Origin of the sequence: Providencia sp. PROV073 (assembly GCF_033688125.1) — a bacterium.
Classification (GTDB): Bacteria; Pseudomonadota; Gammaproteobacteria; order Enterobacterales; family Enterobacteriaceae; genus Providencia; species Providencia hangzhouensis.
On the sequence record NZ_CP096353.1, the window covers coordinates 1,084,201 to 1,107,518 of the forward strand.

Consider the following 23,318-nt stretch of genomic DNA (forward strand, 5'->3'; position numbering starts at 1 on the left):
GCAAAGCGCGATGAACACTGAAACGGCAGCGAGAGATTCTGAAAAGAAAAAGCAAAAAATTGCTTGACTCTCACGGAGGAAAACGTAATATACGCCTCCTCGCAGCAACGACCGAAAGGGTGGTTTTCATAAAGAAAAGCTGCAACGCTCTTTAACAATTTATCAGACAATCTGTGTGGGCACTCACAGGACACTATCAAAAAAATATTTGATTTTAAGTCTTGAAGAGTGACTAACACGTTAATTCATATATATGAACTAATAGGTAATATGTTTTCGCAAGAAGACATACGACAGTAAACATTCTTTGAGCATCAAGCTACTTTTAATTGAAGAGTTTGATCATGGCTCAGATTGAACGCTGGCGGCAGGCCTAACACATGCAAGTCGAGCGGTAACAGGGGAAGCTTGCTTCTCGCTGACGAGCGGCGGACGGGTGAGTAATGTATGGGGATCTGCCCGATAGAGGGGGATAACTACTGGAAACGGTAGCTAATACCGCATAATCTCTCAGGAGCAAAGCAGGGGAACTTCGGTCCTTGCGCTATCGGATGAACCCATATGGGATTAGCTAGTTGGTGAGGTAATGGCTCACCAAGGCGACGATCCCTAGCTGGTCTGAGAGGATGATCAGCCACACTGGGACTGAGACACGGCCCAGACTCCTACGGGAGGCAGCAGTGGGGAATATTGCACAATGGGCGCAAGCCTGATGCAGCCATGCCGCGTGTATGAAGAAGGCCCTAGGGTTGTAAAGTACTTTCAGTCGGGAGGAAGGCGTTGATGCTAATATCATCAGCGATTGACGTTACCGACAGAAGAAGCACCGGCTAACTCCGTGCCAGCAGCCGCGGTAATACGGAGGGTGCAAGCGTTAATCGGAATTACTGGGCGTAAAGCGCACGCAGGCGGTTGATTAAGTTAGATGTGAAATCCCCGGGCTTAACCTGGGAATGGCATCTAAGACTGGTCAGCTAGAGTCTTGTAGAGGGGGGTAGAATTCCATGTGTAGCGGTGAAATGCGTAGAGATGTGGAGGAATACCGGTGGCGAAGGCGGCCCCCTGGACAAAGACTGACGCTCAGGTGCGAAAGCGTGGGGAGCAAACAGGATTAGATACCCTGGTAGTCCACGCTGTAAACGATGTCGATTTGAAGGTTGTTCCCTAGAGGAGTGGCTTTCGGAGCTAACGCGTTAAATCGACCGCCTGGGGAGTACGGCCGCAAGGTTAAAACTCAAATGAATTGACGGGGGCCCGCACAAGCGGTGGAGCATGTGGTTTAATTCGATGCAACGCGAAGAACCTTACCTACTCTTGACATCCAGAGAACTTAGCAGAGATGCTTTGGTGCCTTCGGGAACTCTGAGACAGGTGCTGCATGGCTGTCGTCAGCTCGTGTTGTGAAATGTTGGGTTAAGTCCCGCAACGAGCGCAACCCTTATCCTTTGTTGCCAGCGATTCGGTCGGGAACTCAAAGGAGACTGCCGGTGATAAACCGGAGGAAGGTGGGGATGACGTCAAGTCATCATGGCCCTTACGAGTAGGGCTACACACGTGCTACAATGGCGTATACAAAGAGAAGCGACCTCGCGAGAGCAAGCGGAACTCATAAAGTACGTCGTAGTCCGGATTGGAGTCTGCAACTCGACTCCATGAAGTCGGAATCGCTAGTAATCGTAGATCAGAATGCTACGGTGAATACGTTCCCGGGCCTTGTACACACCGCCCGTCACACCATGGGAGTGGGTTGCAAAAGAAGTAGGTAGCTTAACCTTCGGGAGGGCGCTTACCACTTTGTGATTCATGACTGGGGTGAAGTCGTAACAAGGTAACCGTAGGGGAACCTGCGGTTGGATCACCTCCTTACCATTGAAGTGTTTTTGTGAAGTGCTCACACAGATTGTCTGATGAAATAGAGTAGCGGTATCGATAGGCTTGTAGCTCAGGTGGTTAGAGCGCACCCCTGATAAGGGTGAGGTCGGTGGTTCAAGTCCACTCAGGCCTACCACTTTTCTCTTATGCTGCGTTATGGCTCAGCTCATTTACCCAAAAGTAAATTTCGCTAACCCACGCCTTGCCTAAGAAAAAAGACCTCCGAATAAGAAAATCTTATAAAGAGATTAATTGATACCGAAAATACCTTTATGGGGCTATAGCTCAGCTGGGAGAGCGCCTGCCTTGCACGCAGGAGGTCAGCGGTTCGATCCCGCTTAGCTCCACCATAATTTTTCTGGTTATTCAGAATAGATTAGTAATAGTCTATTGCGAATAATTATGCTCTTTAACAATCTGGAACAAGCTGAAAATTGAAAACAACGCACATTGTTTATCGCTTAAACAATGTGAGAGTCTCTCAAAATTTCAGACCTGAAATTTTCGGTCACAAACTCGAGTGGCATGAGCGAGCAGTCAGTCCTTCGCGGCGGCCAGCGCACAGCAAGCGCAGCATACATAAGTATGTGAGCATTGCGAGCACTGCCCAACAAAGAAGGAATGCACGCACAGCCATGACAGTAAAGTGAACGTTGAAACAATTTCGGGTTGTGAGGTTAAGCGACTAAGCGTATACGGTGGATGCCTAGGCAATCAGAGGCGATGAAGGACGTGCTAATCTGCGATAAGCGTCGGTAAGGTGATATGAACCGTTACAACCGACGATTTCCGAATGGGGAAACCCAGTGCAATTCGTTGCACTATCGTTTGATGAATACATAGTCAAACGAAGCGAACCGGGGGAACTGAAACATCTCAGTACCCCGAGGAAAAGAAATCAACCGAGATTCCCCTAGTAGCGGCGAGCGAACGGGGAGCAGCCCAGAGTCTTAATCAGCATTAGCATCAGGAGAACGGTCTGGAAAGTCCGGCAGTAAAGGGTGATAGCCCCGTATCCGAAGGTGTTAGTGTTGTGAACTCGACGAGTAGGGCGGGACACGTGTTATCCTGTCTGAATATGGGGGGACCATCCTCCAAGGCTAAATACTCCTGATTGACCGATAGTGAACCAGTACCGTGAGGGAAAGGCGAAAAGAACCCCGGCGAGGGGAGTGAAATAGAACCTGAAACCGTGTACGTACAAGCAGTGGGAGCCTTGATTTATCAGGGTGACTGCGTACCTTTTGTATAATGGGTCAGCGACTTATATTCTGTAGCAAGGTTAACCGTATAGGGGAGCCGTAGGGAAACCGAGTCTTAACTGGGCGAATAAGTTGCAGGGTATAGACCCGAAACCCGGTGATCTAGCCATGGGCAGGTTGAAGGTTGGGTAACACTAACTGGAGGACCGAACCGACTAATGTTGAAAAATTAGCGGATGACTTGTGGCTGGGGGTGAAAGGCCAATCAAACCGGGAGATAGCTGGTTCTCCCCGAAAGCTATTTAGGTAGCGCCTCGTGAACTCATCTTCGGGGGTAGAGCACTGTTTCGACTAGGGGGTCATCCCGACTTACCAACTCGATGCAAACTACGAATACCGAAGAATGTTATCACGGGAGACACACGGCGGGTGCTAACGTTCGTCGTGAAGAGGGAAACAACCCAGACCGCCAGCTAAGGTCCCAAAGTCATAGTTAAGTGGGAAACGAAGTGGGAAGGCTCAGACAGCCAGGATGTTGGCTTAGAAGCAGCCATCATTTAAAGAAAGCGTAATAGCTCACTGGTCGAGTCGGCCTGCGCGGAAGATGTAACGGGGCTAAACTATGCACCGAAGCTGCGGCAGCGATATGTAAATATTGTTGGGTAGGGGAGCGTTCTGTAAGCCTGTGAAGGTGTGCTGTGAGGCATGCTGGAGGTATCAGAAGTGCGAATGCTGACATAAGTAACGATAATGCGGGTGAAAAACCCGCACGCCGGAAGACCAAGGGTTCCTGTCCAACGTTAATCGGGGCAGGGTGAGTCGACCCCTAAGGCGAGGCAGAAATGCGTAGTCGATGGGAAACGGGTTAATATTCCCGTACTGGTGATAATTGCGATGGGGGGACGGAGAAGGCTAGGCTATCCGGGCGACGGTTGTCCCGGTTTAAGGATGTAGGCAGGTGAATTAGGCAAATCCGGTTCACTATATGCTGAGGTCCGACGACGAGTCACTACGGTGATGAAGTAGCTCATGCCCCGCTTCCAGGAAAAGCCTCTAAGCTCTAGATTATCATTAATCGTACCCCAAACCGACACAGGTGGTCAGGTAGAGAATACTCAGGCGCTTGAGAGAACTCGGGTGAAGGAACTAGGCAAAATGGTGCCGTAACTTCGGGAGAAGGCACGCTGGCATTAGGTGAAGTGATTTACTCATGGAGCTGAAGCCAGTCGCAGATACCAGCTGGCTGCAACTGTTTATTAAAAACACAGCACTGTGCAAACACGAAAGTGGACGTATACGGTGTGACGCCTGCCCGGTGCTGGAAGGTTAATTGATGGGGTTATCCGTAAGGAGAAGCTCTTGATCGAAGCCCCAGTAAACGGCGGCCGTAACTATAACGGTCCTAAGGTAGCGAAATTCCTTGTCGGGTAAGTTCCGACCTGCACGAATGGCGTAATGATGGCCAGGCTGTCTCCACCCGAGACTCAGTGAAATTGAACTCGCTGTGAAGATGCAGTGTACCCGCGGCAAGACGGAAAGACCCCGTGAACCTTTACTATAGCTTGACACTGAACATTGAGCCTTGATGTGTAGGATAGGTGGGAGGCTTCGAAGCGTGGACGCCAGTCTGCGTGGAGCCAACCTTGAAATACCACCCTTTAATGTTTGATGTTCTAACGTTGCCCCATTATCTGGGGTGCGGACAGTGTCTGGTGGGTAGTTTGACTGGGGCGGTCTCCTCCCAAAGAGTAACGGAGGAGCACGAAGGTTGGCTAAGCATGGTCGGACATCATGCGGTTAGTGCAAAGGCATAAGCCAGCTTGACTGCGAGAGTGACGGCTCGAGCAGGTACGAAAGTAGGTCTTAGTGATCCGGTGGTTCTGAATGGAAGGGCCATCGCTCAACGGATAAAAGGTACTCCGGGGATAACAGGCTGATACCGCCCAAGAGTTCATATCGACGGCGGTGTTTGGCACCTCGATGTCGGCTCATCACATCCTGGGGCTGAAGTAGGTCCCAAGGGTACGGCTGTTCGCCGTTTAAAGTGGTACGCGAGCTGGGTTTAGAACGTCGTGAGACAGTTCGGTCCCTATCTGCCGTGGGCGTTGGAAGATTGAAAGGGGCTGCTCCTAGTACGAGAGGACCGGAGTGGACGCACCACTGGTGTTCGGGTTGTCATGCCAATGGCATTGCCCGGTAGCTAAGTGCGGAAGAGATAACCGCTGAAAGCATCTAAGCGGGAAACTTGCCTTGAGATGAGTCTTCCCTGACTCTTAAAGAGTCCTAAAGGAACGTTTAAGACTAAGACGTTGATAGGTTGGGTGTGTAAGCGTAGCGATACGTTGAGCTAACCAATACTAATGAACCGTGAGGCTTAACCTGACAACACCGAAGGTGTTTTAGAGAGATAGAGTTGTTTTCAAAGAAAGTGAGAAGCCGAAGGGTGAAGGACACACAGCTTGTTTAAGATTGAAGTTCTGGTTTAGTGGAAAGTACTGAACGGGAACAAAACAGAATTTGTCTGGCGGCAATAGCGCGGTGGTCCCACCTGACCCCATGCCGAACTCAGCAGTGAAACGCCGTAGCGCCGATGGTAGTGTGGGGTCTCCCCATGTGAGAGTAGGGAACTGCCAGACATTAAATTAGTGAGAAAGCCACCCATCGGGTGGCTTTTTTGCGTTTGGAGAAAAAAAGAAAAACAGTGGATGTTGAGGTTAGGTGGGGTGCCTAAGTTTTAGTTCCTGAGTTCCTTAGTTCCTTAGCTCCTTAATGTTTTAACCCCTAATTTTAATCCCCTCTTCATCTCTTTTAGCTACTTTTAGGGCTCTCTCTATCTATCACCATCATTAATGAGAGTGTGTGATGCAAAGTAGTGAGTAACAGCTCACAGATTATTTAGGGTAGCGGAATTTTAATAAAATCAAATAAATATTGTGGATTGGATGCTTGCCCATCACGGTGATGAATGATACCGCTTAGGTGGGGTGCCTAACATACTTATCATTTCAAAGGGAGTAGTAAAAGAAGGCATGAAGCATTACTCATTTATAGATAGCGCTAATGAAAAACTTAAAGACCCTAGGGTTAAGATGGCAGTTACATTAAATTTGATAAGCTATAACACCTCAAATTTGATATACTACCTACAGTAACTAATCAAAAAGTGTAAGATTTTCATTATTTTTCTGTGATATAGGGACTTCAAATTTGGCGAAAAGAACCTATTCTGTTCGGTATATTGCAGGTGAGCCCGCTAAACGTATTCAGCCCATGCCTGTACATATGTTAGGAGAATCACTTCCAATAGGTTTACCGCTATTTGCTGCGGGTGAAACTCTTGATGTGGTTACATGGAACATTTATAAGCAGCAGCGCCCAAATTGGAAATATACACTTAATGAGTTAGTGAAAGATAGAAAACTTATTTTGTTGCAAGAAGCTCAAATGTCACCTGAGCTAATATCTTTTGCTGCATCACACAAATTAATTGCTGACCAAGTACCTGCATTACCTTTTTCTCCTCATCCCGCTGGTGTGATGACGCTTGCAGCTTCACACCCAATATATTGCTGTCCTTTAAGAGAAAAAGAACCATTTTTACGGTTAGCTAAATCTGCGTTGATTACGGTATATCCCCTACCAAATGGAAAACACTTGATGGTAGCGAATGTTCATGCAATTAATTTCAGTTTTGGAGTAGATGTTTATACTCGGCAACTAAGTAAATTAGGTGTTCATATTGCTAAACATGTAGGGCCAGTAATCCTAGCGGGTGATTTTAATGCATGGAGTAGACAGCGTGTGAATGCGTTGAAACGATTTATTCGCAGTGTAGGCTTGAAAGAAATTGTATTTAGTGATGATTACCGTACTAAGGCTTTTGGTCGTCCTTTGGATTACGTGTTTTATCGTGGATTGAACGTTAAAGATAGCACTGTACTACCGACAGATGCTTCTGATCATAACCCTATTATGACCAAATTTACGCTTTCTAAGTAATTAAGATTATCTCCCTTATTTTCCCTCGTATTTAATTGTAGATTCGATGAACTACTTTTATGGGGAATATCAGATTGAAATCATCGTTTTTATACATTCTTTTCTTTTTTGCACAAATAGCTAATGGGTCTAGCTTATTGTTGGCAAAACATGCTGAACAGTTGCCTCGTTTAGTTATTTATGACTCATCTTATCGACAAATTTCTTATCCAAATGGTGATGTGCCCGAACAATATGGTGTCTGTTCTGATGTAGTTATACGAAGCTACCGAAAAATTGGTATTGATTTACAAAAATTAGTACATGAAGACATGAAAGCAAACTTTAGTCAATATCCCAGCCAACGTATATGGGGATTACGTAAGCCAGATACAAATATTGATCATCGTCGTGTACCTAATTTAGAGGCTTTTTTCTCGCGAAAAGGGAAAAAAAAGCCTATATCAAAGAATGCCAGTGATTATATTCCCGGCGATATTGTCTCTTGGCGTTTAGATAATGGTCGGCCACATATCGGTGTTGTAACTTCGATAAAGCCACCAAGTACACAAAGTTATTTAGTTATGCACAATATTGGATATGGCCAAGTTGCTGAAGATGTTTTATTTCGTTGGGATATTGTTGGACATTATTCTTATTAAGTGAAATGGTTTTTATATAATATAATTTCCTAGATTATAATTTTAAAAATTAACTTACTCAAGAGGTTTTATATATGTAAGTGATTAGTTTTAATTGTTGTTTTTAAAATTATATTCTAATTATTGTATTAGCATTAATTCACTATGAACTATATTTATAACAGGTAGGTGGTATGTCGTATAGAATTTAATTATATATAAATGGTGGTTAATGTTATGAAAAATATAGTTATTGTTGGCGGTGGAACGGGTGGGACGATGCTAGCAAATACACTTGCTAGAAAATTGAGTAGAGAAATTTTTTCGAAGAAAATAAAAATAACATTAATTACTGATAATCCAATCCATTATTATAAACCTGCATTTATGTATGTTGCTTTTAATTTATTTTTTAAGGATGAACTGAGTCGCCCTGAAAGAGAATTGCTAAGACCTGAAATAGAGTTAGCCATTGATAAAATAGAGCATTTTGATTTTAAAAATAAAGCGCTAAACTCTAAGCATGGAAAAAAATATAACTATGATTTTCTTGTGATTGCAACAGGTTGCATACCTAAACCTGAGCGAATTGAAGGTTTAAAAGATATCGGTAACCACTTTTATGCATATGAAGCATCGAGAAAGCTAGCAGATCAACTTGCTAAGATTGAAAAAGGTCGAATTTTTATTACGGTATCATTCCCTGAAACGCCAAATGTACCCCATCAGTGTGGCATCGCGCCGATGGAAACAACATTAATGATTGATGAATTTTTACGTAAACGTCGAGTTAGGGATAGTATTGAAATCGTTTATACCTATCCAACAGTTTCACAATTATTGCGTAACTGTTTATTCATGCAACAACCTGTTTGTGAAGTTATTCCTGAAGTATTTACTGCTAAAAATATTAAAGCTCAGAGAGGGTTTACTTTAGATAAAGTTGATCCAGATAAAAAAATAGCTTATTCGAAAGAAGGTGATGAGCAAAATTTCGACTTATTGATCAGTACTCCGCCAATTACCGCGGTTGAGGCAGTTATTAATACCGGATTAAGTGAGCATAATAATGGTGAAGGTTGGTTACCTACCGACCATGAAACTATGCAAGTTTATGGTGTTGATGGCGTTTATGTTATAGGTGATACCGTTGATTTACCGATCAGTAAAGCAGGTGGAAGCTGTCATAATCAGGCTGCAATTATAGCTGATAATATCTGCGGAGAATTAATTTATGGTTATCCGGCAGCTATCTATGATGGGCGAGTTCAAGCTGTTGCTCAAATGGGATTAACTGCAGGGATGCCTTTACAATACGATTATAAACACGATGTTATTCCTACGCCTCCGACTAAATTAGGGGGATTACTAAGAAATGGCTTTAATAGAGGTATTTATTGGGCTGCTATTCGTGGCTTAGTTTAAGGAGGAAATCAAAATGTCTAATAATGAAAATCAAAGTAAACTAATTGAACTTCTTAATTCTGAGTCGGGTGATCATTTCGCAGACAAATTAGCACCGCTATTACAATTGAATCGTTTAGATAATATTATTGATTTACTTTCTCTAATTTCTGACCTTATTGACATTACTGATAATAGCACGGTAGAAAAACTGGCAAACTCATTTGAGGATACTCTAGCGCCAGTCTGGGAATTCGGCACTGCATATAATATGGCTAAAATGGAGGAAATATATAATAGTAAAAATCCAAATTTTCGTTCGGTGTATGCTTTATTAAAAGATCCAAATACATTACGTGGAATTAGTACCGTTTTACGAACCTTGCAAATAATGGGTTCTCGATTGTCTTCCCCCCAAGAGGGATAATATTTCGGAGGTGGTATGATATTAGATAGACTGTATTCTTTTGATACGCGTGTGATACATAATTACTATGATGCAGCCGAAAATTTAGGATCACTAGCTTCTCCTATTTATCAAACGTCAACTTACGTATTTGATAGTGTTGAAGAAGGTGCCGCTTGTTTTAGCGGTGAATCGGATGGGTATATTTATACACGAATAAATAACCCAACATTAAGTTTGTTGGAAAAGCGGCTTGCTGATTTAGAAGAGGGGGATGCCGCAATTGTATTTTCTTCAGGGATGGGGGCAATAACATCGACTCTTTGGACCTTACTAAGCCCAGGAGATGAGCTGTTAGTTGATATGACGGTTTATGGCTGTACATATGCATTCTTTCATCATGGGTTAGCTCGATTTGGTGTCAAAGTTCGTCACATTGATATGAGTGACCCAAATAATGTGGCACAGGAACTCACTGAAAAAACAAAGATGATATTTTTCGAATCACCTGCAAACCCAAATATGCGCTTAGTTGATATTAATGCTGTAAGCAATATCGTTCATCAATATAACCTTGCAAATAACCAAGAAATATTGGTGACAGTAGATAATACCTATTGTACTCCTTACATTCAAAAACCACTTGAGCTTGGGGCGGATATTGTTGTTCATTCATTAACGAAATATATGAATGGGCATGGTGATGTGATGGCTGGCGCTGTTATAACAACTGAGGAATTAGCGAAGCAAATCAGATTGGTTGGGCTGAAGGATATGACTGGAGCATGTTTATCCCCTCATGATGCAAACCTGATATTGCGAGGAATGAAAACACTGCCAATCAGAATGGAAAGAGTGGTTGAGAATGCACAGAAAGTTGCGGAATATTTGGCCTCACTATCTGAAGTTTCTCAAGTGATGTATCCGGGTTTACCGAGTTTTCCTCAATACACATTAGCTCAAAGGCAAATGAAGCTGCCTGGAGGGATGATTGCTTTTGAACTTGGAGGGGGACTTGAGGCGGGTAAGCAGTTTCTGAACCGTTTACAGCTATTTTCTTGTGCGGTTAGCTTAGGTGATTGTGAGTCATTGGCCCAGCACCCTGCAAGTATGACCCATTCTACTTACACTGCTGAGGAACGAAAACAGTATGGGATTAGTGATGGGCTTATTCGTTTGTCAGTTGGGTTAGAAAGCGCTAATGATTTGATTGCCGATATTAAGCAGGCGCTCATTTGATACCAAAATAGGTAACAAAAGGCCCTATATCATATAAATATAGGGCCTAAATTTACTTTACGAATGCTTTAGTCGATTAAGGTTTTTGAAATTTACGCATGACAAAGAAGGTGACGCTCAATATAGCGACCCATGCAAACCCGACGAGAAGGGCAACTTGTGTATCTTTAAAGAAGCCAAGTAGTGCAATAACAAAGACCATAAATGCGATAGTAATTGCAGGGCCAATTGGCCAGAACGGTACTGGGAATTTGAGTTTTTTAACCTCTTCAGGGTTCATTTGGCGACGCATTGCGACATGAGAAAGTAGTATCATTAACCAGACCCAAACGGTCGCAAAGGTTGCGATTGACGCAATAATCACAAAGATTTTTTCTGGAAGTAGGTAGTTTAAATAAACGCCCAGTAACATGACAACAGACATCACCAGTACAGTGACCCAAGGCACCCCACTTTTAGTCAACTTGGTAAAGACTTTTGGTGCTTGTTTGTCTTGTGCCATACCATACATCATGCGACCAGCACCGAAAATATCACTATTGATAGCTGAAATTGCCGCGGTTATCACCACGATATTTAAGATATTTGCCGCTGATTGAATGCCTAAGCTATCAAAAATTTGGACGAATGGACTGCCATTTTGACCAATTTGATTCCACGGGTAGATACACATCAGAATAAAAAGTGTTAACCCATAGAATAATAAAATACGAATGGGTACCGCATTGATTGCTTTAGGAATGGTTTTCTCCGGGTTTTGCGCTTCACTGGCGGTAATACCGATCACTTCGATACCCCCAAAGGCGAACATTACGATAGCTAAGGACGCGATAACGCCTTCAATGCCGTTTGGCATAAAACCACCGTGTTCCCATAGATTTTGGATACCCACCGCATGGTCAGTTTCTTGGCCGAAGCCGTAGAACATTAAGAAGGCTCCACCAACAATCATTGCGATGATTGCAGAGACTTTTACGATAGACAGCCAAAATTCCATTTCACCAAAAATTTTAACGTGGCATAAATTGAGTGCGCTAATAAATAGCACGATACTTAATACCCACACCCATTGGTCGACATGAGGGAACCAAAACCCCATGTACATCCCAAAGGCGGTAATATCAGCCAAGCAAACGACCAACATTTCAAATACGTAGTTCCAGCCAGTTAAAAAACCAGCTAAGGGACCCATGTAATGGCTAGCGTAGTGAGAGAATGAACCGGGTACTGGGTGATGCACAGCCATCTCGCCTAAGGCTCGCATGACCATAAATACAGCGGCACCACCGACCATATAAGCGAGTAGCACAGCAGGCCCTGCCGCTTGAATTGCGGAAGCAGACCCATAAAATAAGCCGGTACCAATCGCTGACCCTAAAGCCATAAAGCGAATGTGCCGAACACTCAGTCCCTTTCTGAGTTGATTTTGTTCACTACTTTGCATGTCTTTTCCTGTCTTTTTCTTCGTTCGATATATTGTTCCGAATAGGCTTTCGGTATTGTTTATTAAGTCGGACGTACTTTATTGAACCTTAAGGTGGCTACATTATCACAAACTTCCTTGTTCGTGAGATAGATATCTGCAATATAATGCGTGCTCAGCTAACTATTTTAGGAGTGATATGAAATACCCAATTAATGAAATCTTCCAAACCATTCAAGGAGAGGGGGTTTTTACTGGTGTTCCAGCCGTATTTATTCGTTTGCAGGGCTGCCCAGTTGGATGTAGCTGGTGTGATACCAAACAAACATGGGAAAAAGAACAAGATAAAGAATCTACCCTAGGGGATATCGCACTTAAAACGATTGATTCAGATGCATGGGCTATGGCAGATAGTGAGGCATTGGTTCAATTAATGAAAGAAAAACACTTCAGCGCACAGCATATTGTTATTACAGGCGGTGAGCCCTGTATTTATGATTTACAGCCACTGACTGGGATATTAGAACAACATGGATATCAATGCCAAATTGAAACTAGCGGCACATACCCTATTCAATGCACTGATAACACATGGGTTACTGTATCACCAAAAGTCGGTATGAAAGGAGGACTGCAGGTGATCAGCCAAGCAGTAAATCGTGCCAATGAAATTAAACATCCTGTTGCTCGCGAGAAAGATATTGAAGCACTTGAGAAAATTTTAGCATTGCGTACTGTCGAAACGCCTCCAGTAGTGGCATTACAGCCAATCAGCCAAAAAGCGGCAGCAACAAAATTGTGTATTGAAACCTGTATTCAACGCAACTGGCGTTTATCAATTCAAACACATAAGTATTTGGATATTCAATAATAAAAAATAGCGATGGTTTTTAGTAACCCCCAAGAGTTGGAAAATACTCATTGGGGGCCTTTAAATTACCTAAATGGTTGGTTTAATGGTACTTCAGGATCTGGCTCATGAGTAATACGGTTACGCAAGTCACGGCGAATAATTTCAATAGACCAAAACCAAATTAAATGGCCAAATATTTCTGAAACATTCTCATACCATGGTAGGTCGAAGAGTGGAGGGGTGAGCCCCATAAGAGGGAAAGAAATCATATGGACAAATAATTGCGCCAGTGCACCCGCTAACAACCCTTGCCATAGCTTAATTTTAGGGAATACTTCAGCAACAATACAATATCCGACAGCAAATACGATAGAAAATATGATGTGAGTAACACCCACAGAGTTAAAAACGTGCCCAGCAAAGGTGTAAACTGCAGAGTTAGGGTCGGCAATTCCTAACCAATCCCTTAAGAAAATATAAGGTGGGTTGAGGAAGTTACGTGAGCAGTCAATTTGTTCTGCTGCACGGATCAGCGTTTCTGGCGAACAAGCTGCGTTGAACATATCCGTTGGGCTTCTTGGTGGTAATGGGACTTCAGCCCCCCATTTGACAAACGAAGAGACGATACCAGCGATTAGACCAATAAATGCGGCCAGTCCATAACGCCTTCTGGATTTTGGTGTTTGTTGAAATAAATGCATTTTCCCTGCCTTATTAAGAGTAAATAATGGTAAATAATAGATCAGGTTATAATTTAATGCACTATGTCAAATTAAAGTTTTTATATCCTTAATTTCAAGGGGGAATGTCAGCCACTGATTGCTTTTTGCCCCTCATTTATTTTCAAAATCTATTAGGCTTGCCGCCTGAGGTGCTTGTGTCCCTATATTATATTTCTATATTTATGAATGTTATTTTGCCCAGCTATCAAAATGGCTGCGTAAAATAACATTACATTATATTTGTAGCACTTGTACTTTTAAGCTTCTCCGCGATAGACGCAACCTGCATTGCAGGTTTCTTTTACGGTAACCGCACTTAATAAGGGTAGTAAAGGCTTAGTTTGTTGCCAAATCCACTGCGCTAATACCTCACTGGTTGGGTTTTCTAACCCTTCGATATCATTTAAATAATGATGGTCTAAGCGTTCCCAAATAGGTTTAAACGCGGCTTTTACGTCGGAAAAATCAATAATCCAACCACTATGGGAGTCGACTTCACCAGTAATTTCTAAACGCACCATGAAAGAATGCCCATGGAGACGGCCACACTTATGACCCTCTGGGACATGAGGTAATTTGTGGGCAGCTTCGAAAGTGAAATCTTTATAGATTGTTGTGCTCATATGTGGCTCCTTGTTGTGAATAAACAGCGTATTGTACTGCATTTTTAGGTGAAAATATCTTTAATTACTAAAATAGCGTTAACCGCTTTTATCAATATGATCCATCAGTTAATTGCTTTAGGCTTTTTAGTTATTAATTATGGCTATCGTTTCTTATCCCATTATCTAGGGTTGTTATAACCTAACTGCATACCCTATATGTTTCAGGTACTGCGGTATTTTTTGCTTTATTACCTTAATTATTTGGGTGAATGAGCAAGTGTTAGGTTGTCGGTCTTTTCTGGGGTAATGACATGGCGTCGTTTTTAAAATCAAAGATGAATAACACTGGGGTTACAAGATAATGACAAAAAAACAGCCGCCATTAGCGGCGCTGCCAATATCTGTTGAGCAATTAGCACGTTTACAGACGGCCGTTGATGATTTTTCATCCCATCAACTCGCATGGCTTTCTGGTTATTTGTGGGGAATAGTAAATCAGAATACGCAAGTTGATGCATCTGTCAGTGCGCCTGTGGTTACCCAAGATACGGTCACAATCATCTCTGCATCACAGACAGGAAATGCACGCCGCCTATCAGAGCAGCTTAGAGAGCGTTTAGTCGGTGAAAAAATTAGTGTGAATTTAGTGAATGCAGGGGATTATAAATTCAAACAAATTAACCAAGAGAAAGTGTTAGTTGTTGTAGCCTCAACGCAGGGTGAAGGGGAGCCAGCTGAAGAAGCGGTTGCATTATACAAATATCTTCATTCTAAAAAAGCGCCAAATTTATCACAAACCAGTTATGCGGTTTTTGCGCTGGGGGATTCATCTTACGAAAAATTCTGTCAAGCAGGTAAAGATTTCGATTCACAGCTTGCATCATTAGGGGCGACGTCATTAACCGAGCGAATTGATGCGGATGTTGAATACCAAGGGATTGCGGATGAGTGGGTTGAAAGCCTCACTCAGATTTTAAAAGCTCGCGTTCCTGCTCAAAGTGATAGCCAATTATTGGCGACTCAAGCAGGAAGTGTGAATGAAATTCATTCATCACCTTATAGTAAAACCGCACCATTGACTGCGTCACTTCTTAGCAATCAAAAAATAACCAGTCGGGACTCACAAAAAGATGTTCGCCATATTGAAATTGATCTCGGTGACTCTGGTTTACGTTATCAACCTGGTGATGCACTAGGTGTTTGGTTCGATAATGACCCTGCTTTAGTTGATGAGCTGGTGGCTTTGTTGTGGCTGCAAGGTGATGAAGAAGTCTTTATTGGTTCGCAGCGCCACTCATTACGTGATGCGCTGATTTATCAATTAGAACTGACACAAAATACTCCAGTGATTGTCGAAAAATATGCTCAGTTATCAAAAGACGATGCACTATTGTCATTAATTAGCGATAAAGCCGCTATTTTGCACTACGCACAAAATACGCCAATCGTCGATATGGTACGCCAAGCGGCATCTCAGCCTACTGCCCAAGAATTTGTTGACCTACTGCGTCCGCTAACCCCTCGTTTGTACTCGATTTCTTCTTCCCAATCTGAAGTAGAAAATGAAGTTCATGCAACGGTTGGCGTTGTCCGCTATGAGATTGATGGTAAGGCGCGTACTGGTGGTGCGTCAGGTTTCTTAGCCGATCGCTTAAATGAGGATGATGAACTTCGTATATTCATTGAGCACAATGATAATTTTCGACTGCCACAAGACCCAAATACGCCTGTGATCATGATTGGCCCAGGTACAGGGATAGCGCCATTTCGTGCTTTCTTACAGCAGCGTGACAATGACGGTGCGACAGGAAAAAATTGGTTATTTTTTGGTAATCCACATTTTGTTGATGACTTTCTCTACCAAGTGGAATGGCAGCGTTATGTCAAAGACGGTTTACTAACCCATATTTCATTAGCGTGGTCTCGTGACCAGCAAGAAAAAATTTACGTACAAGATAAACTTCGCGAACAAGGTGAAGAAGTTTGGCAATGGTTACAAGAAGGTGCGCACATCTATGTGTGTGGTGATGCAAACCGCATGGCCAAAGATGTTGAACAGGCATTATTAGATATCGTCAGTCAATATGGGAACATGGACAGTGAAGAGGCTGATGAATTTTTAAGTGAGTTGCGCGTAATGCGCCGTTATCAGAGGGATGTTTATTAATGAGCAATGAACAACAACAAAAGCCCTTAATTGTCGAAGGTAAACTCGCAGACAGTGAACGCATGAAGCAAGACAGTAATTACTTGCGTGGAACCATTAAGGATGACTTAAAAAATGGGTTAACGGGGGGATTTGAGGGTGATAATTTCCTGTTGATTCGCTTTCACGGTATGTACCAACAAGATGACCGTGATATTCGTGCCGAGCGAGCGGAACAAAAACTCGAACCTCGCCATGCAATGATGCTACGTTGTCGTTTGCCGGGCGGCATTATTACACCCAAGCAATGGCTTGATATTGATAAGTTTGCCACAGAGCACACGCTGTATGGCAGTGTGCGCATTACGAATCGGCAAACATTTCAGTTCCATGGCATTTTAAAAGGGGATGTAAAGCCTGCCCATCAAATGTTAAGTCACGTTGGTTTAGATGCCCTTGCAACGGCGAATGACGTTAACCGTAACGTGTTATGTACCTCTAACCCCGTGCAATCTGAATTGCACCAACAAGCTTATGAATGGGCAAAGAAAATATCTGAACATTTATTACCGCGCACTAGTGCTTACGCGGAAATTTGGTTAGATAAAGAAAAAATAGTGACAACGGATGAAGAGCCAATTTTAGGGCAAACTTATTTGCCAAGAAAATTTAAAACCTCTGTCGTGATCCCGCCATTAAACGATGTGGATTTGCATGCAAATGATATGAACTTTGTTGCGATAGCCCAAAATGGTGAGTTGATCGGTTTTAACGTGCTGGTGGGCGGTGGCCTTGCTATGACTCATGGTGATACGGCGACATTTCCTCGCTTAGCCAGTGAGTTTGGGTTTATTCCATTAGAGAAAACGTTAGCCATTGCAGAAGCGATAGTGACTACCCAACGGGATTGGGGAAATCGTACTGAACGTAAAAATGCGAAAACCAAATATACCCTTGAGCGAGTGGGAGTTGATACTTTCAAAGCTGAAGTCGAAAGGCGCTCAGGCGTAGTTTTCGAACCTATTCGCCCATATGAATTTACTGAACGCGGTGACAAGATTGGCTGGCTTAAAGGCATTGATAACCGTTGGCACCTAACATTGTTTATTGAAAATGGTCGATTAATTGATTTAGAAAATAAACCATTAAAAACCGGCGTGGCTGAAATTGCACGTATTCACCAAGGGGACTTTCGTTTAACGGCAAACCAAAACTTAATTGTTGCGGGTGTGCCCGAAAGTGAAAAAGCGGCAATTGAAGCAATTGCCAGATCTCATGGGTTAATGAGTGATGACATTACGGCACAACGTGAAAATTCCATGGCTTGTGTATCATTTCCAACTTGCCCGCTCGCGATGGCCGAAGCAGAACGTTTTTTACCTGAATTTATTAGTCAAGTGGAAAGTATCATGGCCGCCCATCAAGTTGCCAATGAACATATCGTTTTGCGGGTAACGGGTTGCCCTAATGGCTGTGGGCGAGCCATGCTGGCAGAGGTTGGACTGGTCGGTAAAGCGATGGATAGATATAACTTACATTTAGGTGGAAATCGCATTGGCACCCGTATTCCACGCATGTACCGTGAAAACATCACTAGTACAGAGATTTTAGCTATTTTGGATGAGTTAATCGGCGATTGGGCGAAAAACCGTCTACCTAATGAAGGATTTGGCGATTTTGTTATTCGCACCAATGTTGTTAAGCCCGTATTGAATTCTGCTGTTGATTTTTATGAGGTTAAGGAGGCAGTATGAGCCGACTTGAACTAGCAGCACTCATCGAACTCGATAAGCCCCAACAAATCGCTTATCTCGCTGAGTTTAATTCCCAGTTAGAAGCAATGAATGCATTACAGCGGGTTGAGTGGGCAGTTGAATACTTACCGACTGAGTTTGTGTTGTCTTCCAGCTTTGGTATCCAAGCGGCACTGACATTGCATATAGTGACGCAAATTGTGCCTAATATCCCGGTTATTTTAACGGATACTGGTTATTTGTTCCCAGAAACCTATCAGTTTATTGAAGTGTTAACAGATAAGCTGAATTTAAATTTGCAGGTGTATCGAGCCAAACAGTCACCGGCTTGGCAAGAAGCGCTGTATGGTCAACTTTGGACACAAGGGCTTGATGGTATTGAGCGTTATAACCAATTGAATAAAGTTGAGCCGATGGAGCGCGCGTTACATGAATTACAAGCACAAACCTGGTTTTCTGGTTTACGGCGAGAACAATCAGCAAGCCGTGCAAATTTGTCTGTACTAGGTATCGGGAAAGGGATTTTTAAAGTTTTACCAGTGATTGATTGGAATAATAAGCAAGTTTATGAATATCTAACAAAATATGATTTACCCTACCATCCGTTGTGGGAACAAGGGTATTTATCGGTTGGCGATACCCATACAACTCGCAAATGGGAAGAGGGTATGAATGAAGAAGATACGCGTTTTTTTGGTTTAAAGAGGGAGTGCGGGCTTCATGAAAACTAAATATTCGTCATAATTCAATCTGCAGCGTTGTTGGCTACGCGCACTCGCACTAGTCACATACTGGTGTATGCTCCTAGCGACTCATTTACTTGCCGCCTAGCTGCAACTTGAATTATTTAGAATATTGATTAGGTCATAATTCAATCTGCAGTGTTGTTGGCTACGCGCTATTCGAATAATTTAGAGTGTTGATTAGTCATGTTTCACGTTATGACTTGAGTTTAAAATATAAATAATTACGAATTTAATAAAATATTTGTTTAATTACAAAGGGATACTTTTTATTAAAAATAAGTATCTCTTATTTTTCCCTTATTTTTAATTTTCTTATAAATATTATAAGTTTGCGTTAAGTGTTGTGTTTTTTTTGATATTAGCGGGTTTTAATGGCTTTTATACAAATTTTTTGGCTTATGCTTTTCAGTTACAAGAAAGAGCTTTTTGTCATTTCAAACCTATTACGTGAAGCCATATAGTCAATTGTCTATTTCTTATAATAAGTTTATATAACGATGGGTGAGCAAGATGGATTATTTACCATTATTTGTCGATGTCCGCACGCGAAAGGTCGTGTTAATTGGCGGCGGTGTGGTCGCAGCACGAAAAGCAGAATTGCTAATAAAAGCACAAGCTGACTTAGTGGTCATCTCACCGACGTTATGTACACAGTTACAAGCTGAACACCAACAAAATAAATTTGTTTGGTTAGCTGAAGATTACCAATCCATTCATTTAGATGATGCTTTTTTAGTTATCGCAGCAACAGATGATGCATTACTGAATGAAACGGTTTTCTATGACGCCAATGAACGAAAAATATTTGTTAACGTGGTTGATGACCAACCATTATGTTCATTTATTGTGCCTTCTATTATCGATCGCTCGCCAGTGATTGTGGCGATCTCTTCAGGGGGGACTGCGCCTGTATTAGCACGTTTACTCAGAGAAAAATTGGAAACGATGTTGCCAACTTCTTTGGGGAAAATGGCGGAAATAGCCGGCCGCTGGCGTCATAAAGTCAAAGAAACACTTACTAATATGCGTGAAAGAAAACGTTTTTGGGAAAAAAGTTTTAGTGGGCGTTTTGCCTCTTTAGTAGAAAAAGGGCAATTCAGTGAAGCGGAACAACAATTGGAACGTCAATTGTATGAGCCTGATAACCATGGCGAATTAATCTTAGTCGGTGCTGGGCCGGGTGATGCGGGGCTACTCACGTTAAAAGGGTTGCGAGTTTTACAAAGTGCAGAAGTGGTTTTGTATGACCATCTGGTGAGTGAGGAAATCCTCGAGTTAGTTCGCCGCGACGCTGACAAGATTTGTGTTGGGAAACGCGCAGGAAATCACAGTGTTTCCCAAGAAGAAACCAATGCTTTAATCGTGAAATTTGCTCAACAAGGTAAAAAAGTGGTGCGCCTTAAAGGTGGTGATCCTTTTGTTTTCGGGCGAGGAGGGGAAGAGCTACAAGTGGCGGCGCAAGCGGGGATCCCATTTCAAGTGGTTCCGGGTGTGACTGCAGCAATTGGTGCAGCCGCTTACGCAGGAGTTCCGCTGACTCACCGCGAACATTCACAAAGCATTACGTTTATTACGGGTCATTGCCGTGAAAATGGGATGGAACTTGATTGGCAGGCACTTGCTCGAGGAAACCAAACCTTAGCTATCTATATGGGGACCGTGAAGGCCGCGAAAATCAGCGAACAATTGATTCAATTTGGCCGTGCTGAAAATACCCCTGTAGCGGTTATCGGCTGTGGTACAAGGCGTGAACAAAAAGTAGTAACCGGAAAACTAGATGAACTTGAAGTGTTAGCACAGCAGGCACCAGCTCCTGCTTTGATAGTGGTTGGTGAAGTCGCTGCATTACACCAACAACTCGCATGGTTTGGTTCTCAAACTGAAGATATAAGATGGCGCAGTGCCGTATTGGAACTGGCTTAAGTAAGGGGCTATCGTGAACGACAAAAAATTGACTCATTTACAGCAGTTAGAGGCAGAAAGTATTCATATCATTCGTGAAGTTGCCGCCGAATTTGCTAACCCAGTCATGCTGTACTCTATTGGTAAAGATTCTTCCGTGATGCTGCATTTAGCACGCAAGGCATTTTATCCGGGAAAACTACCATTTCCTCTTTTACATGTTGATACCGGCTGGAAATTTCGTGAAATGTACGAGTTTCGCGATGCAACTGCAGAAAAATACGGCTTTGAGCTACTTGTTTATCGTAATCCTGAAGGGGAAAAATTAGGGATTAACCCGTTTGTGCATGGCAGCGCTAAGCACACAGATATTATGAAAACCGAGGGCTTAAAGCAGGCTTTAGATAAGTACGGTTTTGATGCTGCATTTGGTGGTGCTCGTCGTGATGAAGAGAAATCACGTGCCAAAGAACGGATCTACTCTTTCCGTGACCGATCTCATCGTTGGGATCCTAAAAACCAACGGCCTGAGTTGTGGCATAACTATAATGGACAGATCAATAAAGGGGAAAGTATTCGTGTTTTCCCGTTATCAAATTGGACTGAGCTCGATATCTGGCAATATATCTATTTGGAAAATATCGATATTGTTCCCCTGTATTTTGCAAAAGAGCGACCGGTTATTCAGCGGGACGGCACTTTGTTAATGGTGGATGATAACCGCATTGACTTACAAACTGGTGAAGTCATTAGTCAGCAAAAAGTGCGTTTTAGAACATTAGGTTGTTGGCCACTGACCGGAGCTGTGCCATCAGAAGCACAAACGCTGCCTGAGATTATAGAAGAAATGTTGATTTCCACAACGAGTGAGCGGCAGGGGCGGCTGATTGATAGCGACCAATCCGCTTCAATGGAGTTGAAAAAGCGCCAAGGTTATTTTTAGTGGGCAAGGTGAATACGCAAAGTCAGGAGAAAAATCATGGCACAAGCCGTTTATAATGAATCAATCGCTCATCAAATCGAACAGCAAGGTGGAGTAGAGCCTTACTTATTGGCGCAGCAACAAAAAGGATTATTGCGTTTTTTAACCTGTGGGAATGTGGATGATGGTAAAAGTACCTTAATCGGCCGTTTACTGCATGATACCCGCCAAATATACCAAGATCAGCTGTCAACTTTGCAAAGTGACAGTAAGCGGATAGGGACTCAAGGGGAAAAGCTTGACCTTGCTTTGCTGGTGGATGGCCTTGCTGCTGAACGTGAGCAGGGGATCACAATCGATGTGGCTTATCGTTATTTTTCAACAGAAAAACGCAAATTTATTATTGCGGACACCCCCGGTCACGAACAATATACGCGCAATATGGCGACAGGGGCATCAACTTGCTCACTTTCTATTTTGTTGATCGATGCTCGAAAAGGGGTACAGGAGCAAACACGTCGACATAGTTTTATTAGTACATTGCTTGGGATTCGCCATCTTATTGTTGCCGTCAATAAAATGGATCTGGTGGATTACAGTGAAGCCATTTTTGAAAAAATAAAACAAGATTACCAAAAGTTTGCGATGGAATTGCCTGTGGATTTAAAGGTATGGTTTGTACCTATCTCTGCCCTAGATGGCGATAACATTGTAAATTCAAGTGATAATTTTAAATGGTATCAAGGCGATACGCTATTATCGATATTGGAAAATGTTCAAGTGGAACAAAAAGCCTCGGAGCAAGCTTTGCGTTTCCCTGTGCAATATGTGAACCGCCCAAATTTGGACTTTCGCGGATACAGCGGGACATTATCATCAGGTGTCGTGGAAGTGGGGCAAAAGGTTAAAGTGTTGCCCTCTGGCGCCATCTCAGCAATCAAAGAAATTGTGACATTTTCAGGGTTACAAGATTTCGCTGTGCCGGGGGAAGCAATTACATTAGTGCTTGAGGATGAAATTGATATCAGTCGTGGCGACTTAATTGTTGCACAAGATGAAACCTTACAAAGCACACAGCATGCCTCTGTCGATGTCGTGTGGATGTCTGAACAGCCGCTAGTTCAAGGCCAACAACTTGATATTAAAATTGCGGGAAAACGCAGTCGGGCAAAAGTAGAAAATATTCAATATCAAGTAGATATCAATAAGTTAACGCAGAAAGTGGCGACAGAGCTGCCATTGAATGGTATTGGTTTAGTCGAATTTTCCTTTGATGAACCATTGTTACTGGAAAACTATCAACGCAATGCAGACACTGGCGGAATGATTTTTATTGATAGATTAACAAATGTGACCGTCGGAGCGGGTTTAGTCCGCGAAACGCAAACCCCTGTCTTTGAAAAAAACAGTGATTTTAGCGAATTTGAAATAGAGCTAAACAAATTAGTCCGCCGCCATTTCCCACATTGGGGTGCACGTGATGTTTTAGGTGGGAAATAATAC

General features: G+C 42.9%; 15 protein-coding genes, 2 tRNA genes and 3 rRNA genes. 17 read left to right on the forward strand and 3 right to left on the reverse strand.

Annotated features, from left to right (window positions below; genetic code table 11):
• Window positions 1-326: 326 nt before the first annotated feature.
• The 10 genes from M1F17_RS04835 (at window position 327) to megL (ending at window position 10,742) form a co-directional block, all read left to right on the forward strand.
• Window positions 327-1,866: ribosomal RNA gene (locus tag M1F17_RS04835) — 16S ribosomal RNA — on the forward strand.
• A 65-nt stretch (window positions 1,867-1,931) separates the two neighbouring features.
• Window positions 1,932-2,008 (forward strand) — tRNA-Ile (locus tag M1F17_RS04840).
• Window positions 2,009-2,146: 138 nt separating this feature from the next.
• Window positions 2,147-2,222 (forward strand) — tRNA-Ala (locus tag M1F17_RS04845).
• A gap of 325 nt (window positions 2,223-2,547) precedes the next feature.
• Window positions 2,548-5,456 (forward strand): 23S ribosomal RNA (locus M1F17_RS04850).
• Window positions 5,457-5,594: 138 nt separating this feature from the next.
• Window positions 5,595-5,710: ribosomal RNA gene (gene rrf, locus M1F17_RS04855) — 5S ribosomal RNA — on the forward strand.
• Together the 16S, 23S and 5S rRNA genes with 2 tRNA genes alongside form the textbook arrangement of a ribosomal RNA operon.
• 571 nt (window positions 5,711-6,281) lie before the next feature.
• On the forward strand, window positions 6,282-7,073 hold the full coding sequence (locus M1F17_RS04860; RefSeq protein ID WP_164455152.1) for an endonuclease/exonuclease/phosphatase family protein: 792 nt from the start codon (window positions 6,282-6,284) through the stop codon (window positions 7,071-7,073).
• A gap of 59 nt (window positions 7,074-7,132) precedes the next feature.
• Window positions 7,133-7,714: a DUF1287 domain-containing protein gene (locus tag M1F17_RS04865; protein ID WP_180312391.1), complete on the forward strand. Its 582-nt coding sequence runs from the start codon at window positions 7,133-7,135 to the stop codon at window positions 7,712-7,714.
• Between the two features lie 216 nt (window positions 7,715-7,930).
• The gene (locus M1F17_RS04870) at window positions 7,931-9,118 is read left to right on the forward strand and encodes an FAD/NAD(P)-binding oxidoreductase (protein ID WP_096865156.1); all 1,188 of its coding nucleotides are present in this window, start codon (window positions 7,931-7,933) and stop codon (window positions 9,116-9,118) included.
• 13 nt (window positions 9,119-9,131) lie between these two features.
• Window positions 9,132-9,524 carry a hypothetical protein gene (locus M1F17_RS04875; RefSeq protein WP_318837270.1) on the forward strand — a complete coding sequence of 131 codons (393 nt, stop codon included), beginning with the start codon at window positions 9,132-9,134 and terminating at the stop codon, window positions 9,522-9,524.
• A gap of 15 nt (window positions 9,525-9,539) precedes the next feature.
• Window positions 9,540-10,742: a methionine gamma-lyase gene (gene megL, locus M1F17_RS04880; RefSeq protein WP_096865138.1), complete on the forward strand. Its 1,203-nt coding sequence runs from the start codon at window positions 9,540-9,542 to the stop codon at window positions 10,740-10,742.
• Between the two features lie 76 nt (window positions 10,743-10,818).
• Here megL and M1F17_RS04885 read toward each other — a convergent pair whose 3' ends face one another.
• Window positions 10,819-12,186: an amino acid permease gene (locus M1F17_RS04885; protein WP_318837271.1), complete on the reverse strand. Its 1,368-nt coding sequence runs from the start codon at window positions 12,184-12,186 to the stop codon at window positions 10,819-10,821.
• A gap of 178 nt (window positions 12,187-12,364) precedes the next feature.
• Here M1F17_RS04885 and queE point away from each other — a divergent pair, with 178 nt between their 5' ends.
• Complete coding sequence (gene queE, locus M1F17_RS04890; protein ID WP_110592300.1) at window positions 12,365-13,036, forward strand: 7-carboxy-7-deazaguanine synthase QueE; 672 nt, start codon at window positions 12,365-12,367, stop codon at window positions 13,034-13,036.
• 65 nt (window positions 13,037-13,101) lie between these two features.
• Here the strand turns inward: queE and M1F17_RS04895 are convergent, their stop codons facing one another.
• Window positions 13,102-13,719, reverse strand: coding sequence for a YagU family protein (locus M1F17_RS04895; protein WP_004260761.1), 618 nt, complete (start codon window positions 13,717-13,719; stop codon window positions 13,102-13,104).
• A gap of 278 nt (window positions 13,720-13,997) precedes the next feature.
• A complete protein-coding gene (gene queD / locus M1F17_RS04900) occupies window positions 13,998-14,363 on the reverse strand; it encodes a 6-carboxytetrahydropterin synthase QueD (protein ID WP_004913900.1) in 366 nt (121 codons plus the stop codon).
• A 343-nt stretch (window positions 14,364-14,706) separates the two neighbouring features.
• On the opposite strand from queD, the gene cysJ reads away from it, so the two are divergent.
• The 6 genes from cysJ (at window position 14,707) to cysN (ending at window position 23,315) form a co-directional block, all read left to right on the forward strand.
• Window positions 14,707-16,512, forward strand: coding sequence for an NADPH-dependent assimilatory sulfite reductase flavoprotein subunit (cysJ, locus tag M1F17_RS04905; protein ID WP_094960909.1), 1,806 nt, complete (start codon window positions 14,707-14,709; stop codon window positions 16,510-16,512).
• Complete coding sequence (gene cysI / locus M1F17_RS04910; protein ID WP_004260751.1) at window positions 16,512-18,245, forward strand: assimilatory sulfite reductase (NADPH) hemoprotein subunit; 1,734 nt, start codon at window positions 16,512-16,514, stop codon at window positions 18,243-18,245. The genes cysJ and cysI overlap by 1 nt, the downstream gene beginning before the upstream one ends.
• Window positions 18,242-18,976 (forward strand): phosphoadenosine phosphosulfate reductase, encoded by a 735-nt coding sequence (gene cysH / locus M1F17_RS04915; RefSeq protein WP_206277816.1) that lies wholly within the window; start codon window positions 18,242-18,244, stop codon window positions 18,974-18,976. Before cysI ends, cysH begins: the two co-directional genes overlap by 4 nt.
• 525 nt (window positions 18,977-19,501) lie before the next feature.
• On the forward strand, window positions 19,502-20,914 hold the full coding sequence (cysG, locus tag M1F17_RS04920; RefSeq protein ID WP_094960912.1) for a siroheme synthase CysG: 1,413 nt from the start codon (window positions 19,502-19,504) through the stop codon (window positions 20,912-20,914).
• Between the two features lie 13 nt (window positions 20,915-20,927).
• Complete coding sequence (cysD, locus tag M1F17_RS04925) at window positions 20,928-21,836, forward strand: sulfate adenylyltransferase subunit CysD (protein ID WP_094960913.1); 909 nt, start codon at window positions 20,928-20,930, stop codon at window positions 21,834-21,836.
• A gap of 36 nt (window positions 21,837-21,872) precedes the next feature.
• Window positions 21,873-23,315 carry a sulfate adenylyltransferase subunit CysN gene (cysN, locus tag M1F17_RS04930; RefSeq protein ID WP_206277445.1) on the forward strand — a complete coding sequence of 481 codons (1,443 nt, stop codon included), beginning with the start codon at window positions 21,873-21,875 and terminating at the stop codon, window positions 23,313-23,315.
• Window positions 23,316-23,318 lie beyond the last annotated feature (3 nt).

Excerpts from the sequence above, each read along its gene's own strand:
- cysG (WP_094960912.1), top strand. The coding sequence starts at position 19,502 with ATGGATTATTTACCATTATTTGTCGATGTCCGCACGCGAAAGGTCGTG.
- cysJ (WP_094960909.1), top strand. The coding sequence starts at position 14,707 with ATGACAAAAAAACAGCCGCCATTAGCGGCGCTGCCAATATCTGTTGAG.
- M1F17_RS04885 (WP_318837271.1), bottom strand. The coding sequence starts at position 12,186 with ATGCAAAGTAGTGAACAAAATCAACTCAGAAAGGGACTGAGTGTTCGG.
- cysN (WP_206277445.1), top strand. The coding sequence starts at position 21,873 with ATGGCACAAGCCGTTTATAATGAATCAATCGCTCATCAAATCGAACAG.
- M1F17_RS04870 (WP_096865156.1), top strand. The coding sequence starts at position 7,931 with ATGAAAAATATAGTTATTGTTGGCGGTGGAACGGGTGGGACGATGCTA.
- queD (WP_004913900.1), bottom strand. The coding sequence starts at position 14,363 with ATGAGCACAACAATCTATAAAGATTTCACTTTCGAAGCTGCCCACAAA.
- M1F17_RS04865 (WP_180312391.1), top strand. The coding sequence starts at position 7,133 with ATGGGGAATATCAGATTGAAATCATCGTTTTTATACATTCTTTTCTTT.
- queE (WP_110592300.1), top strand. The coding sequence starts at position 12,365 with ATGAAATACCCAATTAATGAAATCTTCCAAACCATTCAAGGAGAGGGG.
- megL (WP_096865138.1), top strand. The coding sequence starts at position 9,540 with ATGATATTAGATAGACTGTATTCTTTTGATACGCGTGTGATACATAAT.
- M1F17_RS04895 (WP_004260761.1), bottom strand. The coding sequence starts at position 13,719 with ATGCATTTATTTCAACAAACACCAAAATCCAGAAGGCGTTATGGACTG.
- cysI (WP_004260751.1), top strand. The coding sequence starts at position 16,512 with ATGAGCAATGAACAACAACAAAAGCCCTTAATTGTCGAAGGTAAACTC.
- cysH (WP_206277816.1), top strand. The coding sequence starts at position 18,242 with ATGAGCCGACTTGAACTAGCAGCACTCATCGAACTCGATAAGCCCCAA.
- M1F17_RS04875 (WP_318837270.1), top strand. The coding sequence starts at position 9,132 with ATGTCTAATAATGAAAATCAAAGTAAACTAATTGAACTTCTTAATTCT.